The following is a 15,514-nucleotide window of genomic DNA, read 5'->3' as shown; positions in this document are numbered from 1 at the left end:
GCCGCCGTACGTCACAGTTCCGCGGGGAGACCGAAGGCCGGGAACACCTCGTCGCCGAAGGTCGTGATCTGGGTGATCAGGCCGTCCTCGACCCGCAGGACGCCGAGCCACGAGGGCCGGTAGACGGACTCGCCCGCGCGCCGCAGGTAGGCCGCCGCGGCCGGCTGCCGGTTGGCGTGAACCGGCAGGACGCGCCAGTCGCCCCAGGACTCGGGACCGACCATGGCCGGGCGCCACGCCTCGACGATCGCCTTCCCGCCCAGGATCCACATGGGCTGGGGCGGCATCGACTGCCACGCGTCGTCGCGCAGGATCCCGGCCAGGACGGCGGGATCGGCCTGTTCGACGGCGTCGATGTAGCGCTGGAGCACCGCGCGCTCCTCCCGGGTCGGGTCCGATGACGGCGCCCACTCCGACCGCCGCTCGGGCAGGTGCTCGCGCAGCGCCGGCCGGGCCCGCTGCAGCGCGCTCTTGATCGCGGGCACGCTCATCTCCAGCAGCGCGGCGGTCTCCTGCGCCGGCAGGCCGACCACGTCCCGCAGGATCAGCACCGCCCGCTGCCGGGGCGGCAGGTGCTGGATGGCGGCCAGGAAGGCCAGCTCGATCGTCTCCTTGGCGACCACCGCCGCGTCCGGCTCGGCCTCGCTCGGCGCGGCCGGCTCCAGCAGCCGGTCGGGATAGGGCTGCAGCCAGGAGATGTGCCCCGACGGCGGCGCGGGCGGCGGCGGTACGGCGCCGCCCTCCACGACGGGCGCCTGCCGGGGGAGCGGCCGGCGCGGGTGGCGGTCGAGGAAGTCCAGGCAGGCGTTCGTCGCGATGCGGTACAGCCAGGCCCGGAAGGTCGAGCGGCCCTCGAAGCCCGCACGCCCCCGCCACGCGCGCAGGAACGTCTCCTGCACCATGTCCTCGGCCTCCTCGAAGGAACCGAGCATCCGGTAGCAGTGCACCCGCAGCTCCCGCCGGTGGCGCTCGACCAGCGTGCCGAACGCCGACTCGTCCCCCGCGCGGGCGGCGTCCACCAGTGTGCTGTCCTCCGCCTGGATCTCGTTCATGGGGTCCAGTCAACCAACCGCCGGGCGTTCCGCGCGACGAAGCGGGAGGAAGGCCCCGGAAGGTGTCACGTGCCCCCGTGATAAGAGTGGGGAGAAGCACAATCACGGGAGCCGGATGTCCGGAATCAGTCGTCGTCGGCGCCTGCTCGTCCTGGCGATCTGCTGCATGAGCCTGCTGATCGTCGCGGTCGACAACACGATCGTGAACGTCGCCCTGCCGGCGATCGGGCGCGACCTGGACGCCCCGCTGTCGGGCCTGCAGTGGACGGTCGACTCCTACACGCTCGTGCTGGCCAGCCTGCTGCTGCTGTCCGGGTCGACCGGCGACCGGATCGGCCGTCGCCGTACCTTCCAGATCGGCCTGGTGATCTTCTCGGCCGGGTCGCTGCTGTGCAGCGTCGCGCCCAGCCTCGAATGGCTGGTGATCTTCCGGATGGTCCAGGCGGTCGGGGGGTCGATGCTCAACCCCGTGGCGATGTCCATCATCACCAACACCTTCACCGAGCCCGCGGAGCGCGCCCGGGCCATCGGCGTGTGGGCGGGGGTCGCCGGGCTGAGCATGGCCCTGGGCCCCCTCGTCGGAGGGCTGCTGGTGGAGCCGGTGGGCTGGCGGGCGATCTTCTGGATCAACGTCCCCATCGGCGTGGCGGCGATCCTGCTGACCGCGCGCTTCGTGCCCGAGTCCAGGGCCGCGCGTCCCCGGCGCATCGATCCGGTCGGGCAGCTTCTCGTCGCCGTGCTGCTGGCGACACTGACCTACGGGATCATCGAGGGGCCCGTCGCGGGCTGGGGGGCGGCGTCCACGCTGATCTGTTTCGCCGTCGCGGCCGTCGCGCTCGCCGGCCTGCTGATCTACGAACCGCGCCGGCGGGAGCCCCTGATCGACCTGAGGTTCTTCCGCAGCCTGCCCTTCTCGGGCGCCGCGGTGATCGCGCTGAGCGCCTTCGCCGGGCTGGGCGGGTTCCTGTTCCTCAACACCCTCTACCTGCAGAACGTACGGGGCCTGAGCGCCCTGCAGGCGGGCCTGTGCACGCTGCCGATGGCGCTGACCGCGCTGGTGGCCGCCCCCCTGTCCGGGCGGCTCGTCGCGCGGCGCGGGCCCCGCCCGTCCCTGGTGGTCGCCGGCGCCGGGCTGGCGGCCTCCGGCGTGCTGCTCACCTTCGTGACGTCCACCACGCCGCTCCCGGCGCTCCTGGCGGTCTACGCCGTCTTCGGGCTCGGGTTCGGCATGGTGAACGCGCCCGTCACGAACACGGCGGTCTCCGGCATGCCCCTGGCCCAGGCGGGAGTCGCCGCGGCGGTCGCCTCCACCAGCCGCCAGGTCGGGCAGGCGCTGGGCGTGGCGATCTCCGGCTCGGTGGTCGCCTCCGCGCTGGGCGGCGTGCTGGGCGCGGGGTTCGTCCGGGCCGGCCAGGCCGCGTGGTGGATCCTGGCCGGGTACGGCGCGCTGGTGCTCGTCTTCGCGATCGTCTCCACCGGTGCCCGGGCCCGCAGGAGCGCCGAGCGGGTCGCGGAGCAGTTCGACCGGGAGGAACGGCAGGAGGAGAAGGCCCGCGTCGGGTGACCCCGCCGTCCCGGCCGGGGCGTCCGCGGGCCTTCATCGCGAGCGTGTCCCGGCCGGGTGCCGTCAGACCTCCGCTCCGCCCTGGTCCATCAGCGGCCGTACCTCGATGCCGGTGTAACGGGCGTCCGGGATCCGCGCGGCCAGCTCCACCGCGCGCTCCCCGCTCTCGCAGTCGACCAGGTAGTAACCGCAGAAGAACTCCCCGGCCTCGATGTACGGCCCGTCCGTGGCGGCCGGCACCCCGCCGCGGACCCGGACGACGGCGGCGTTCGCCGGGTCGGCCAGGGCCTCGGTGCCGACCATCTCCCCGGACTCGGTGATCTCCTTGATGAACGCGTCGTGCCCCTGGAAGACCTCGTTGCGCTCATTCTCGGACAGAGTCTCCCAGATCGAGGTGTTCATGTAGATCATCAGCATGTACTTCACCGTGTCGCTCCTCGCGGTCCCGACGCCTCCCGCGGGCGCCTTGCGCACAGAGGTCGGAGCGGACGGCGGTCTCTCGACACCCGGTCGGAAAAAATCTCAGCGGGGGTTCCGCGCGAGAGGAAACCCCGGACGGCCGTCCCGGACCTAGCATCACGGGTGAACCTTCTCCCCGAGGTGATGCCATGCCCGCAGAGCTGTGTCTCCAGGCCCACGACTTCCAGGGACCGCACCGGTGGCGCTGGACGCTCCACGAGGCGCGGGGGAGGTTCCTGGCCGACCACGAGGTACGGCTCGACACCGGCGACTGGCGGTTCACGGCCTTCTCCGACCTGCACCGGTACCTGCGCTGGAACGCGGCTCCGGACCGGCGGATCGAGGCCGAGGCCGAGCTCCTGGCCCAGGTCGGCGACTGGATCGGCGCCGAGGTCCTGGGCGCGGTCGGCCCGGCGCTCGTCGGGGCCCGCCCGTCGGCGGTCCGGGTGGTCCTGCCGCCCGAGGCCGGGGTGCTCGCCTTCCGCCCGCTGGAGCTGGCGAGGGTGGACGGCGTGCCGCTGGCGCTGCACAACGTCCCGCTGGTGATGTGCGGAAACGGCGGCGGGCCCGCGGCCAAGGAGCCGGTCGGCGAGAGGCTGCGCGTGCTCGGCCTGTTCAGCCTGCCGGTGGGCGCGGGCGTGCTCAACCTGCGGCGCGAGCGGCACGCGCTGGCCACGATGTTCTCCGAGATCGGCGCGGTGCGCGGCCGGGCGGTCGAGCTGCGGGTGCTGCAGTACGGCGTGACCCGCGAGCGGCTGATCGGCATCCTGGAGGACGGCGAGGGCTGGGACGTCGTCCACGTCTGCGGCCACGGCACCCCGGGAGAGCTCCTGCTGGAGCACCCGGACGGCTCGCCGGACCCGGTCCCGGCCGCCGACTTCGTCGAGTTGCTGGACCTGACCGCCGACCGGCTCAAGCTCGTCACCGTCTCCGCCTGCTGGTCGGCCGCGCTGAAGGCCGCCGACCAGCTGCGCGCCCTGGGCGTCACCCCGCCGCCCGGATGGTCCGCGCCCACGGGCCCCGTGTCCCCGGGCCGCGAGTCCGCGACGGACACCCTCGCCACCGATCTCGCCGGCCGGCTCGGCTGCGCGGTGCTGGCCATGCGCTATCCGGTCGTCGACTCCTTCGCCATCGACCTCAGCACCGGGCTGTACGACCTGCTCGTCGACAAGGGCCGTCCGCTGCCCCGCGCGCTGGGCATGGCCCTGCGCACGGCGGTCACCGACCCGCCGACCCCGGACTGCCCGGCCCTGTCGGTGGCCACCCCCGCGCTGTTCGGCGCCCGCGCGGTGGACCTGTCGTTGATCGCTCCGGAGGGTGAGCCGGTGACGTTCAGGCCGGAGTCGCTGAAGCTGGCCGGACTGCCGGCGCAGCCGCCGCGCTTCGTCGGCCGGACCAAGGTGATGACGGAGGCGAGCGCGGCCCTGGCGCCCAGGAGCGGGCGCTCGGGCGTGCTGCTGTACGGCATGCCGGGTGCGGGCAAGACCGCGTGCGCGCTGGAGCTGGCCCACACCCACGCCGAGTCGTTCCGGATCGTGGCCTGGCACAAGGCACCCGACGAGGGCACGGACATCGCCGACGCGCTGAACGCCTTCGCGCTGGACCTGGAGCGGAAGGTCCCCGGACTGCGGCTGACGGGCGCGGTCGAGGACGCCGACCGGCTGCGGGCGACGGTGCCGCTGCTGACCGAGTTCGCGAGGACGCAGCGGGCGCTGGTCCTGCTGGACAACGCCGAGTCCCTGCTGACCCCGGGCGGCGAGTGGCGGGATGAGAGGTGGGGGCTGCTGGTCGGCGCCCTGACCGGGCACTCCGGTTACTCACGTCTGATCATGACGAGCCGGATCCGGCCCGCCTCGCTGGACGCCCGGGTGCGGCAGACCGCGGTCGACACCCTCCCGGCGGCCGAGGCGCTGCTGCTGGCCCGGGAACTGCCGGGGTTGCGGGCGCTGATGGATGGCCGGGTCCGTGGGCTGGAAGCCTCGGACGCCCGCGAGCTGGCCGTGCGGGCGGTGAGACTGGCCCAGGGGCATCCGAAGCTGCTGGAGCTGGCCGACGGCCAGGCGGCGGATGCGAGACGGTTGCGCGGGCTGCTGGAGGCGGGCCGTACGGCCTGGCGGGAGAGCGAGGGCGGGCTGCCGGAGGACTTCTTCGCGGTCGAGGAGCCGCCGGAGGTGCGCGGAGAGGACTATCTGCGGGTCCTGAAGCGGTGGACGCAGGTCGTGGCCGAGGGGCTGTCGGAGGCGGAGCGGGATCTGTTCGCCCTCCTGTGCTGTCTGGAAGAGGACGATCGGCTCGGCTTCGTGCTGAAGGCGGTCCGGCCCGTGCTGTGGGAGCGGCTGGGGCGCACAGGGGAGACGCCGGGCCTGGAGGCCGCGCTGGGGGCGCTGACGGCGCGCGGGCTGGTGGCGGCGCCGGACGCGGACGGGCCGATGGGGGTGCACCCGGGGGTGGCCGAGGCGGGCAGGGAGGCGGCCGGAGAGACGTTCAGGACGGCGGTGGACACGACGCTGGCCGTGTTCTGGGATGCGGTGTTCGCCTACGCGGTGAAGGGGGAGGACGGGCAGGAACGCGGGGAACTGGTGGTGCGGGCGGGGCTGGCGGCGGTGCCGTACCTGCTGCGGCTGGAGGAGTGGATCCGGGCGTGCGGGCTGCTGGAGCAGGTGCTGTACCGGGACGGTTCGCGCAGGGTGGCGGGGATGATCGTGCCGCCGTTGCGGCGGATCGCCGAGGCGGTGCGCGGCGGGGAGGACGAGCCGGCGGCGGTGTTCGTCCTGGCGAGGGCGCTGGCGGTGGTGGACGCGGGGGCGGCGGAAGGACTGCTGCGGGGGCTGGCCGCGCGGGCGGAGGCCGGCGTGGACTACAGGGTCATGTCGGTGGCGACGAGCGAGCTGGTGCGGCTGTGCCAGGAGTCGGGGCGGTTGGAGGAGGCGCTGGCGCTGGCCGGGCGGCGGGTCGAGCTGTCGCGGCGGGCGGGGATGGGGCCGTGGACCCTGCTGTCGGATGAGGTGGCGCGATTGCAGGTGCTGGTGTTCATGGGGCGGGCCGAGCAGGTCCTGGCGGAGATCGGGGGACTGCGGGAGCGGATGGCGGCACTGCCGCCGCGCGCCGGTGAGGACGAGGTGGTGGCGGTGTGGAACGTGCGGGAGGTGCTGCTGAACGTCGGCGGGCTGGCGGCGGCGCAGCTGGGGGCGTGGGAGCGGCTTCTGGAGTTCAACGCCGAGGTCCTCGCCTCGATGCGGGCGCGCGGAGCGGCCGAGACGGCGATGGCGCGGGCGTGGTTCAACGATTCCGCCGCGTTGCTGCGGCTGGGCCGCGTCGAGGAGGCGTGGCGGGTGCTGGCGGGCTGCCGGGAGGTGTTCGAGCGCCATCACAACACCGAGATGCTGGGCAAGGCGCTGTCGTCACTGGCCGACCTGGAACACCAGCGGGGGCACGGACAGCGGGCGCTGGCCCTGGAGAGCGACGCGCTGCGCTACAGGTACGCCGCACGGGACGTGGCCGGGACGGCGGTGAGCCACCACAACCTGGGCAACTGCCTGGCCGAGAGTGCCGGCCGGCCGGAGGCGGCACTGGCGCACCACCTGGCCGCGGCGCTGGTGCGTGCGGTGACCGGCGGCGAAGGGCTGGCGGGTTCGATGGCGGCGGCCGCGGACGATCTCCGCCGGTCGGCCGATCCCGCCCGGGTGCCCGCCGATGCGGCGGCCCTGTGCCGGATCGTCGAGGAGGTCCCCGGCGTCCGCCTGGCCGGACTGCTCTCCGCCCTCACCGGCCCCGGCACCCTCCGGCGGACCTACGACCACCTCCTCCAAGAGGTCACGGCCATCGCCCGGTCCCCGGGCTGACCCGGCGTTCCGCCGTCTTCTGTCTCTCCGGCGCCGGGGCGTCCGCGGTCTTACGGGCCTCCGGGGAAACGCCCGGTGGGTTCGGGTCGTTCTTTCAGTAGCACTCCAATTCGCGGGAGGGACGCATGGTCGGGAACCGGGTCATGGCGCTGTCGGACGGGGAGGCGGTCGCGGCTCTCTGGCTGGTGCTGGAGCGGCAGGGGGCGCCGCTGGACGCGGCGCGGCTTCGGGCGGACGAGGTGCGGGTCGCGGAGGCGGCGGGCAAGGGCGACATCCGGGCGGAGGCCGGGGCCGATGAGAAGGCCACGCCGGGGGACGCGGCCAGGGCCGCTCTGCTGTATCTGGCCGAGAGCGATCCGGACACGGTCTCCCGGGCCGCGGAGATCGCCGCGGCCGACAGGGGCGAGCGGTTCGATCCCGCGCTGATCGGGGTCGGGGCGCTGGTGGTGATCGCGATCAGGACCGAGTTCAAGCTGGAGCACGACCCCGAGAAGGGGTGGAGCTTCAAGCTCCATCACAAACCGATGCGCGACTCCACGCTCGGCAGGCTCATCAGCAAGCTGATCGGGCTCTATCCGCCGCCCTGAGGCGGGCCGGGATCGGGGGTGGCCGCCCTTCCTGGGGCGGTTGCGCGCTGAGATCGACTTCACTCCCGGATCGGCCGTCCGTGGCTTGGGTATGGGGACTGTGTCTGGCACGCTGTACGGCTCGCGGGAATAAAACCGGACCGGAGGGAATGAGATGCGGTCAGACTTCGTTAGCAAAGGTAATGACTTACGCTAATGAACGCCCCAACCAGGAAGGACCCCGTCGCGAATCTGCGCAGCGACGCCGGTCTGGCATCGGCGCTGCGCGTGTCCCTGGCACGCCTGAACAGGCGGCTGCGCAGGCAGGGCACGGGCCACTCGCTGACCCCCACCCAGGTCGCGACGCTCGTCGCCGTGGAACGGCATTCCGGGATAACCCCCGGCGAATTGGCCGAGCACGAGAAGGTGCAGCCGCCCTCGATGACGCGCGTGATCGCCGCGCTGGAAGAGCGGGGGCTGGTGTCGCGTACGCCGCACCCGACCGACCGCCGGCAGGTGACCGTGAGCGTGACCGCCGAGGGCTCGGCGCTGCTGAAGGAGGAACGCCGCCTCAAGGAGGCGTGGCTGACGCAGCGGTTGAAGGAGCTGTCCCCGGAGGAGAGGGCGGTGCTCCGGCAGGCGGCTCCCATTCTGGAGAAGCTCAGCCGGATCTAGCCGAGCCCGAGGAACGCGGCGCCTCGGCCACCCCCGCAGAGGCCGAGGCGCGGTTCTCCGGCTCGCCCGCCGTACCCGGGAACGCCGCACCCGGGAACGCCGCACCCGGGAACGCGGTCCTCGCCAGCACGCGGACGCCCGCCGTACCCGGCAGGAAGCTGGGGATGCGGGCGCGGTTGCGGCGCAGGAGGGTCGCCCGGGAGGCGGCCGCGCGTGAGATGCAGGCCGCGGAGACGGGTACGGCCCAGGCCGTGCCGGAGGCGCGGGGCAGCATGTTCCGCTCGTTGGGCAACCGCAACTACCGGCTCTTCGCCATCGGCGGCGTCGTCTCCAACGTCGGCGGATGGATGCAGCGCACCGCCCAGGACCTGCTGGTCCTCAACCTGACCGCGAGCGCCGCGGGCGGCGGCCTGACGGGCGGCAGCGCCACCGCGCTGGGCGTGACCACCGCGCTGCAGTTCCTGCCCATGGTGCTGTTCGGGCTCTGGGGCGGCATGCTCGCCGACCGCTATCCCAAGCGGAAGCTGCTCTTCGTCGCCCAGTCGCTCCTGGGTCTGCTCGCGCTGACCATGGGCGTGCTCACCGTCACCGGGGTCGTGCAGGTCTGGCACGTATGGGTGATGGCCTTCGCCCTCGGCCTCATCGCCTGTGTCGAGGTGCCGACCCGGCAGTCGTTCGTGGTGGAGATGGTCGGCCGCAGGGACCTGCCCAACGCCATCGCGCTGAACGCCTCCAGCTTCAACCTGGCCCGCGTGGTCGGCCCCGCCGTCGCGGGTGTGCTGATCGCCCTGCTGGGCGGGACCGGGCCGATCTTCCTGATCAACGCGGTCTCGTTCCTGGCCGTGCTCGGCGGCCTGGTGATGATGCGGGCCTCGGAGCTGACCACCCCCGCGCCGGTGCCCAGGGAGAAGGGCCAGCTGCGCGAGGGTCTGCGTTACGTGCTGGCGCGGCAGGAACTGCTCATGCCGATCCTGCTGGTCGCCTTCGTCTCGCTGTGCACGCAGTCGTTCTCGATGTCGATCGCGCTGATGTCCAGCGAGGTCTTCGGCTCGGGTGCGGCCTCCTTCGGCCTGGCCTCCAGCATGTTCGCGGTGGGCGCGCTGGGCGGCGCGCTGATGGCGGCCCGGCGGACCAAGCCCAGCCGGCGGCTGCTGATCGGCGGCTCGGTCTCGTTCGGCCTGTTCCAGATCGCCACCGGCCTGGCGCCGTGGTACCCGGTCTATCTGCTCCTGCTCATCCCCACCGGCGTCGCGCTGATCTCCGTCAACACCTCCGCCAACTCCAGTGTCCAGCTCGCCACCTCGCCGGAGATGCGCGGCCGGGTGATGGGCATCTACGTGCTGGTGTTCACCGGCGGCGCCCCGATCGGCGCGCCGCTGCTCGGCTGGATCGCCGACCTCGGCGGCCCGCGCGCGGGCGTGATGGTCGGCGGGGCGCTCACCCTGCTCGGCGTCGGCGCGGCGATAATGCTGACGAAGGTGATCGGCAGGAGGTCGCATGCGGCTGTTCGTGGGGTTGCTGCCGCCGCAGCCGGCGTGCGATGAGCTCGCCGGCGCGCTCGGCCCGCACCGTGCCGCCTGGCCCCGGCTCCGCTGGATCGACCGGGCGAACTGGCATCTGACCCTGGCGTTCCTGGGCGAGGTGCCGGAGAAGGTCCTGCCGGAGCTGCACGAGCGCCTCGCCCGCGCCGTGTCGCGCCACGCTCCGATGACGCTGGCGTTCACCGGCGCGGGCGCGTTCCCCTCGGCCCGCAGGGCGCGCGTGTTCTGGGCCGGCCTGCGCGAGGACGCGGGCCCGCACGATGTCGGGAGTCCGCACGATGTCGGGAGTCCGCGCGAGGACGGGGGCCCGCGTGAGGGCGGCCGGTCCCCGCTCGTCCGCCTGGCCGGCTCGCTGGCCGCCGGGGCGCGGCGGGCGGGAGCCGTACAGGTGGACGAGAGCCGCAGATACCGGCCGCACCTGACCCTGGCCAGATCGCGCGAGGACGCCGACGTGCGTTCCCTGGTCGAGGACTTCGAGTCGTTCGCCGGGGCCCCGTGGGAGGCCGGGACCGTGCACCTGGTGAGGAGCCACCTGGGGGCCGCGGTCCGCTACGAGACCGTCGCGCGATGGCCCCTGACGGCGCGGGCACCCGGTGGGCGGGGCTAGGCTCCAGAACGTGGATCGTCCCCGTCGCTGGCTGCTGCCCACGGTGCTCGCGCTGCTCGTGCTCCTCGTGGTGATCGGCGCTTTCGTGTCCTGAGGTGTCCTGAACGCCTCTACCAGGCGTACTCCTCGGGGGCCGTCCTGAACCCGGGGAAGATCTCGTCGAGACGGGCCAGCGCCTTGTCGTCGAGCTCGATCTCCAGAGCCCTGACGGTGCCGTCGAACTGCTCGAGCGTACGCGGGCCGATGATCGGCGCGGTGACGGCCCGCTGGTGCAGCAGCCAGGACAGGCCGACGTTGGCAGGGTCCTCGCCGAGCTCGTCGCAGAACGCCTCGTACTGCTCGATCTTGCTCCGGTGCTTCTCCAGCTCCTTGACCATGTTCTCCGAGGCCGAGCGACCCTTGTCGATCTTCCGGAGGATGCCGCCGAGCAGGCCGCCCGCCAGCGGGCTCCACGGGATCAGGCCGAGCCCGTAGTCCTCACATGCCGGGATGACCTCCAGCTCGGGGGCCCGGACGATCAGGTTGTAGTGGGACTGCTCGGAGACCAGGCCGACGGTGCTCCGGCGGCGGGCCTCCTCCTGGGCCTTGGCGATGTGCCAGCCCGCGAAGTTGGACGACCCGACGTACAGGATCTTGCCCTGCTGCTTCAGGATGTCCATGGCCTCCCAGAACTCCTCGAACGGGGTGTTCCGGTCGACGTGGTGAGCCTGGTAGAGGTCGATGTAGTCGGTCTGCATGCGCTTGAGCGAGGCGTCGCAGGCCCGGCGGATGTTCAGCGCGGAAAGACGGTCCTCGTTGGGCCAGTCGCCCATCCCGCCGTAGAGCTTCGTGGCGATGACCGTCTTCTCGCGACGGCCGCCGCCCTGGGCGAACCAGCGTCCGATGATGTTCTCGGTGATGCCCTCGCCCTTCTTCCAGCCGTAGACGTTGGCCGTGTCGAAGAAGTTGATCCCCAGCTCGTGGGCCCGGTCCATGATCGCGAAGGAGTCTTCCTCCGTGGTCGCGGGGCCGAAGTTCATGGTGCCCAGGCAGAGGCGGCTGACCTTCAGGCCGGTACGGCCAAGCTGCGTGTATTCCATGTGATCCAGCCTAGGGACCTGGAGCGCACTCCAGGCGAGCCCCGCCCGGGGAGTGTCCGGGAGTCCCGGCGCTCGTCGCGGGCACAGGTCGTCATCGCAGGCACAGGTCGTCGCGCTGCGCCGTACAGCCCTCGGGGAGGACGGGGACCTCGTCGGTCCAGCCGATCCGCCGCACCAGCCGGGAGGAGTACGCGCTCCCGGCGGGCGGGTCCTGCGGTCCGGCGGCGGTGTCCACCAGCTCGGAGGCGAGCGGATCGCCCGTGTCGCGGTCGATCAGGATTCTCGTCTCCAGCCCCGGCGCCATGGAGGCGCGCGTGATGGCCAGGCCGGCCCGCCCGGCGGCGTCCCGGAGGCCGTCGGCGAGCCGCGCGCCCGGCGTCGCGGCCAGCATGCGCAGGACGGCCGCCCGGGTTTCGGGGGTGGCCGGGACCTCGGCGAGCAGTTCCCATCCCACCTGCCACACCACGTCGTCCTGCGAGAAGGTGGGCACCGGGGCGGGGGCCTCCCCGCCGCGCCCGCCGGCGGACTCCAGCACCGGCGCCCAGCGCGAGACGATCTCCGTCCTCAGCCCCTTCGGGTCCCGCGGCAGCCCGCGCAGCTCCCGCATGCCCAGCCGCAGGCCGAACACGTCGTAGTCGGCCGGCGGACCGGGGGTGTAGCGGGTGCGGCCGTAGGGGATCCGGTCGTACTGGTCGTTCCCGCACTCGCTGTCCGTCCCGCAGATCCGGGGCGACCCCATCTTCCGCCACTTCGCCCTGTCCGCCGCGGTGAAGGGCCCGGCCCCGATCGGGGTCGCCTGGGTGACGGTCGCCCCGTACGGCCCCGCCCACCTGACCTCAATGCTCCGGTTCTCGACCGTGAACGCGTCCCCCGCGAGCACGTCCCCCGTGAACGGCGACCGGTCGACCAGCTCCGTCTCCACCCGCCAGCTCACCCGCTCGGGCTCCTCCCGCCGGGCCAGCCGGTCCGCCACCTCGCCGAGCACCTCCCCGGGGCTCGGCACGGCCGCCGTGACCGCCGTGCCGTCCCCCGGCCGGGGGACGGCGACGGCCGTGCCGATCACCGCGACCGTGGCCGCCGCCGCGACCGCGATCCCGGTCCGGAGGGGAAACCGGCGGCGGGCGCGGAGCATGCCGGCCCTCGCCGCGGCGACCGTCTCCTGGGCCGGGGCCGGGACGTCGGGCATCACATCGCCGATGATCCTGAAGGTGTCCATCAGACCTCCACTCCCAGCCAGTCGCGCAGCTTGGTCCTGGCCCGGCTGAGCCGGGAGGCCACGGTGCCGCAGGCCACCCCGAGGGCCTCGGCGATCTCGTCGTAGGTGAGTTCCCCGTAGGCGGCGAGCAGGACCGCGTCACGTTCCCCGCGCGACAGCCGCGCCAGCGCCTCCGAGAGCCGGCCGACCGTCACCCCCGCCGCGACGCGGTCCACCACCCGCTGGTCGTGGCCGTCGTCGTCCGCAGGCGGCCCGGTCCTGGCCAGGACCCGATAGCGGCGCAGCTCCGCCCGGCGGTGCCGGTTGACCAGGTTGGTGGCGATGCCGTACAGCCAGGGCCGTACCGCACCCCGCCCGGGGTCGAACCGGCCGCGCCGGCGGAAGGCGATCAGGAAGGTCTCGGCGGCGAGGTCCTCGGCGGTGGCGATGTCGAGCCGGCGCCCGATGTAGCGGCGGATCTCCCCGTAGTGAGCGTCGAAGACGGCGCCGAACCGGTCGGGGTCGACGATCGACGTCTCGTCGGGCACTGCGCTCATGCGAGGGTCTCCCTTGCCGGAAGAACGAGATATCCCTTCTTCGCCGCAGCCCGGCGCCCCTTCCCGGTTTTTCCGATCCGCCCCGACCCGGTCCTCCCCGATCCGCCCGGCCTCAGCCGAGGCGCCAGGCCAGCATCCCGTCGGGCGCGTCGGCCTGCTGGACGAAGCCCGCGCCGGTCAGCTCCGCCTCGATCGTCTCCCACGGGGGACGGTAGGCGTGGCCGACGATCTCCTCTTCGGCGATGATCGTGTCGCCCTCGGCGATCTGGTACAGATAGCGGGCCTTGCTCGCCTCCTGGCCCGACTCGGTGATCTCCACCAGGACCCTGTAGGTGTGCCGGCCCACCTGGCGCGACTCCACTTCCTGCAGCGGGCGCGGCTCCGGGGCGCCTCCGGCGCGCCAGGTGAACACCAGCAGACCGCCGGGCTCCAGCTGCCCGGCCAGCACCGGCCACATCCGCTTGCGGTAGTCCGGCTCCAGCGCGTACATCACGTTGATCATCACCATGGCCTCGACCGGCTCGGCCAGGTCCACGCTCAGGGCGTCACAGGGCAGCACGGTGACGCGCTTGAGCAGCTCGGGGCGCCCGGCCAGCCGGGACAGCAGCACCGCGCGCATGCCCTCCGAGGGCTCCAGCGCGAAGATCTCGGCCGGAGTCCACTCGGCGAGCGACGTGGTGATCATCCCGGTGCCCGCGCCGATCTCCAGGATGCTCCGCGTCACACCGGTCAGCAGGGCGGGCAGCTTCTCACGGATCTTCGGTACGTGCCCGTTCTCATGAAACAGGTCATAGAAGGGGACGGCGATGAAGTCGGTCACGGCGGGCCACGCTATCCCAGGCCCCGCTCCCCGGAGGGAGGAATCGGGCATGTCGCATACCGGATGACGGGTTCTCCCGGGGGCCGCGCTTCAGGCCGCCCGGCCGTACAGCCGGGGGAGGTCGACGAGGACGATCCGGGTGTCGTCCGCCGCGGCGGCGCGGAGATCGTCGTCGAAACCGGCGCCGCCGTAGCAGATCAGCCGGGTGCCCTCCGTGTCGTGCTTCCTGACCGCCAGCAGGTCTCTGGCCGTGCGGAGCCGTTCGAGGTGCCGCAACCCCATGACCTTGCCCCACTTCGCCTCGCCCAGCGCGAGCAGGCGGGAGGGCCTGCCCGGCTCACCCGGGGCCAGCACCGCGACGTCGACCTGGATCTGCTTTCTCGTCGCGGGATTCGGCGCGACTCCGGAGGCGACCCGCTCCGGCAGCTCACCGAAGAGTTCGAGGCTGTTGCGGATGGTGAACTCCCGGCACAGCTCCTCGAAGTGCGGACCGACCACCTGGGATCGGAATCCGCTGCCGGACACGGCCCATGCCTGCTCGGCGAGTCCGCGTTCGAGGAAGCTCCACGTGCGGCGCATGACACTCTCGTAGAAGGTGATGAGCGGTTCCGCGATCCGGTAGACGGACTTGCCGGAGGCGAACGCGTCCTGCTCGCGGGTGATCAGACGGCTGTCCTCCAGGACCGTCAGGGGATGGCCGATGTGGGTCGAAGGGCGCCCGAGATAGCTCGCGACGCCGCCGCGCGTATTGTGCCCGGAGGCGATGGCGCCCAGAACGGCGTGATAGAGCGCGGGGTCACGGATTTCGGCCTCTTCGGCGAGGAGGTACCGGGCCTCGCGGAAGATCGGGACCATCGGGTTGAGTACGGTCCTGACCACCCAGTCGTCGAACTCCTCGCACGCGCCGGGGACGTCGGAGTAGACGAACTCGTGCCGGTAGGCCGGGGTGCCCCCGACGACGGAGTGCAGGAGGACCGCCAGTTCGTGGTCGCGGTCGCACCCCCAGAACCGGGCCGCGGCGAGATAGTCCAGGGGGCTCACCATGAGTTCCAGGCTCGCGCGCCCGCGAAGCGGGGCGTTACCCGCGAGGAGGCCGCCCATGACCGACATCGCGGAGCCGCAGAGCAGCAGCTTCGCCTCCGACCGCCGGGCCGTGCCTCCGGGATCCAAGGCCCGCTGGAGCAGGGAGGGGAGGACCGGACTGGCCTTGGCCAGATAGGGGAACTCGTCGATGACGATGATCCCTTCGGGGATCGTGGCGTAGAGCCTCTCGACGGCCTGGTCCCAGTTGTCGAAGTGATACTGGCCCCCGCCGCCGGTGTGCAGGGCGAGGGCCTCGCCGAATCTCCGCAGACCTTCGGTCTCGGTGTCGTCGGTGGCCACGAAGTAGAAGCCGCCGACCTGTTCGGCGAGGGCGTTGAGGAGGAAAGTCTTGCCCTGCCTGCGCCGGCCGCTGACGACGCCCAGCCGGGTGCTCGGCGCCCGGCTTTCCGCGAACCTGCTCAGCGCGGTCCATTCCGCGTCCCGCGCGAAGACGTGATCGGGTTTGCGAATCAC

The 15,514-nt window shown here is 72.7% G+C and carries 13 protein-coding genes; 6 read left to right on the top strand and 7 right to left on the bottom strand.

Translation table 11 applies throughout. The annotated features are described in order from the left end of the window. Positions 1 to 11: 11 nt before the first annotated feature. Positions 12 to 1,052, bottom strand: a complete 1,041-nt coding sequence (locus Pta02_RS24165) for a sigma-70 family RNA polymerase sigma factor (RefSeq protein WP_203877201.1) — start codon at positions 1,050 to 1,052, stop codon at positions 12 to 14. A 115-nt stretch (positions 1,053 to 1,167) separates the two neighbouring features. On the opposite strand from Pta02_RS24165, the gene Pta02_RS24160 reads away from it, so the two are divergent. Then, a complete protein-coding gene (locus Pta02_RS24160; protein ID WP_203877200.1) occupies positions 1,168 to 2,616 on the top strand; it encodes an MFS transporter in 1,449 nt (482 codons plus the stop codon). Between the two features lie 63 nt (positions 2,617 to 2,679). On the opposite strand, the gene Pta02_RS24155 is transcribed toward Pta02_RS24160, so the two are convergent. Continuing rightward, positions 2,680 to 3,033 (bottom strand): YciI family protein, encoded by a 354-nt coding sequence (locus Pta02_RS24155; RefSeq protein WP_239131202.1) that lies wholly within the window; start codon positions 3,031 to 3,033, stop codon positions 2,680 to 2,682. Between the two features lie 191 nt (positions 3,034 to 3,224). Between Pta02_RS24155 and Pta02_RS41990 the strand changes: the two genes are divergently transcribed. The 5 genes from Pta02_RS41990 to thpR all read left to right on the top strand — a co-directional run bounded on the left by Pta02_RS41990 (position 3,225) and on the right by thpR (position 10,306). Next, a complete protein-coding gene (locus Pta02_RS41990; RefSeq protein WP_203877198.1) occupies positions 3,225 to 6,917 on the top strand; it encodes a CHAT domain-containing protein in 3,693 nt (1,230 codons plus the stop codon). A gap of 125 nt (positions 6,918 to 7,042) precedes the next feature. After that, positions 7,043 to 7,504, top strand: a complete 462-nt coding sequence (locus tag Pta02_RS24145) for a hypothetical protein (RefSeq protein ID WP_203877197.1) — start codon at positions 7,043 to 7,045, stop codon at positions 7,502 to 7,504. A 195-nt stretch (positions 7,505 to 7,699) separates the two neighbouring features. Further along, complete coding sequence (locus Pta02_RS24140) at positions 7,700 to 8,158, top strand: MarR family winged helix-turn-helix transcriptional regulator (RefSeq protein WP_203877196.1); 459 nt, start codon at positions 7,700 to 7,702, stop codon at positions 8,156 to 8,158. A 164-nt stretch (positions 8,159 to 8,322) separates the two neighbouring features. Then, positions 8,323 to 9,702, top strand: a complete 1,380-nt coding sequence (locus Pta02_RS24135; protein WP_239131193.1) for an MFS transporter — start codon at positions 8,323 to 8,325, stop codon at positions 9,700 to 9,702. Beyond that, the gene (gene thpR / locus Pta02_RS24130) at positions 9,656 to 10,306 is read left to right on the top strand and encodes an RNA 2',3'-cyclic phosphodiesterase (protein WP_203877195.1); all 651 of its coding nucleotides are present in this window, start codon (positions 9,656 to 9,658) and stop codon (positions 10,304 to 10,306) included. The genes Pta02_RS24135 and thpR overlap by 47 nt, the downstream gene beginning before the upstream one ends. A 110-nt stretch (positions 10,307 to 10,416) precedes the next feature. Here thpR and Pta02_RS24125 read toward each other — a convergent pair whose 3' ends face one another. The 5 genes from Pta02_RS24125 to Pta02_RS24105 form a co-directional block, all read right to left on the bottom strand. Next, positions 10,417 to 11,385 (bottom strand): aldo/keto reductase, encoded by a 969-nt coding sequence (locus tag Pta02_RS24125; RefSeq protein ID WP_203877194.1) that lies wholly within the window; start codon positions 11,383 to 11,385, stop codon positions 10,417 to 10,419. A gap of 91 nt (positions 11,386 to 11,476) precedes the next feature. Beyond that, positions 11,477 to 12,601 (bottom strand): CU044_5270 family protein, encoded by a 1,125-nt coding sequence (locus Pta02_RS24120; RefSeq protein WP_203877193.1) that lies wholly within the window; start codon positions 12,599 to 12,601, stop codon positions 11,477 to 11,479. Next, entirely contained in the window at positions 12,601 to 13,137 is a 537-nt protein-coding gene (locus Pta02_RS24115; protein ID WP_203877192.1) for an RNA polymerase sigma factor, read from the bottom strand. Before Pta02_RS24115 ends, Pta02_RS24120 begins: the two co-directional genes overlap by 1 nt. A gap of 112 nt (positions 13,138 to 13,249) precedes the next feature. Next, entirely contained in the window at positions 13,250 to 13,957 is a 708-nt protein-coding gene (locus tag Pta02_RS24110; RefSeq protein ID WP_203877191.1) for a class I SAM-dependent methyltransferase, read from the bottom strand. A gap of 90 nt (positions 13,958 to 14,047) precedes the next feature. Further along, positions 14,048 to 15,514 carry an ATP-binding protein gene (locus Pta02_RS24105; protein WP_239131192.1) on the bottom strand — a complete coding sequence of 489 codons (1,467 nt, stop codon included), beginning with the start codon at positions 15,512 to 15,514 and terminating at the stop codon, positions 14,048 to 14,050.

Origin of the sequence: Paraplanobispora takensis, from assembly GCF_016863195.1 — a bacterium.
GTDB lineage: Bacteria > Actinomycetota > Actinomycetes > Streptosporangiales > Streptosporangiaceae > Planobispora > Planobispora takensis.
Note: the sequence above shows the minus strand (reverse complement) of the source record. Positions and strands in the feature narration are given on the sequence as shown.

Coding starts and splice junctions, on each gene's coding strand:
- Pta02_RS24165 (WP_203877201.1), bottom strand. CDS start 1,052: ATGAACGAGATCCAGGCGGAGGACAGCACACTGGTGGACGCCGCCCGC.
- Pta02_RS24160 (WP_203877200.1), top strand. CDS start 1,168: ATGTCCGGAATCAGTCGTCGTCGGCGCCTGCTCGTCCTGGCGATCTGC.
- Pta02_RS24155 (WP_239131202.1), bottom strand. CDS start 3,033: ATGCTGATGATCTACATGAACACCTCGATCTGGGAGACTCTGTCCGAG.
- Pta02_RS41990 (WP_203877198.1), top strand. CDS start 3,225: ATGCCCGCAGAGCTGTGTCTCCAGGCCCACGACTTCCAGGGACCGCAC.
- Pta02_RS24145 (WP_203877197.1), top strand. CDS start 7,043: ATGGTCGGGAACCGGGTCATGGCGCTGTCGGACGGGGAGGCGGTCGCG.
- Pta02_RS24140 (WP_203877196.1), top strand. CDS start 7,700: ATGAACGCCCCAACCAGGAAGGACCCCGTCGCGAATCTGCGCAGCGAC.
- Pta02_RS24135 (WP_239131193.1), top strand. CDS start 8,323: ATGCGGGCGCGGTTGCGGCGCAGGAGGGTCGCCCGGGAGGCGGCCGCG.
- thpR (WP_203877195.1), top strand. CDS start 9,656: ATGCGGCTGTTCGTGGGGTTGCTGCCGCCGCAGCCGGCGTGCGATGAG.
- Pta02_RS24125 (WP_203877194.1), bottom strand. CDS start 11,385: ATGGAATACACGCAGCTTGGCCGTACCGGCCTGAAGGTCAGCCGCCTC.
- Pta02_RS24120 (WP_203877193.1), bottom strand. CDS start 12,601: ATGGACACCTTCAGGATCATCGGCGATGTGATGCCCGACGTCCCGGCC.
- Pta02_RS24115 (WP_203877192.1), bottom strand. CDS start 13,137: ATGAGCGCAGTGCCCGACGAGACGTCGATCGTCGACCCCGACCGGTTC.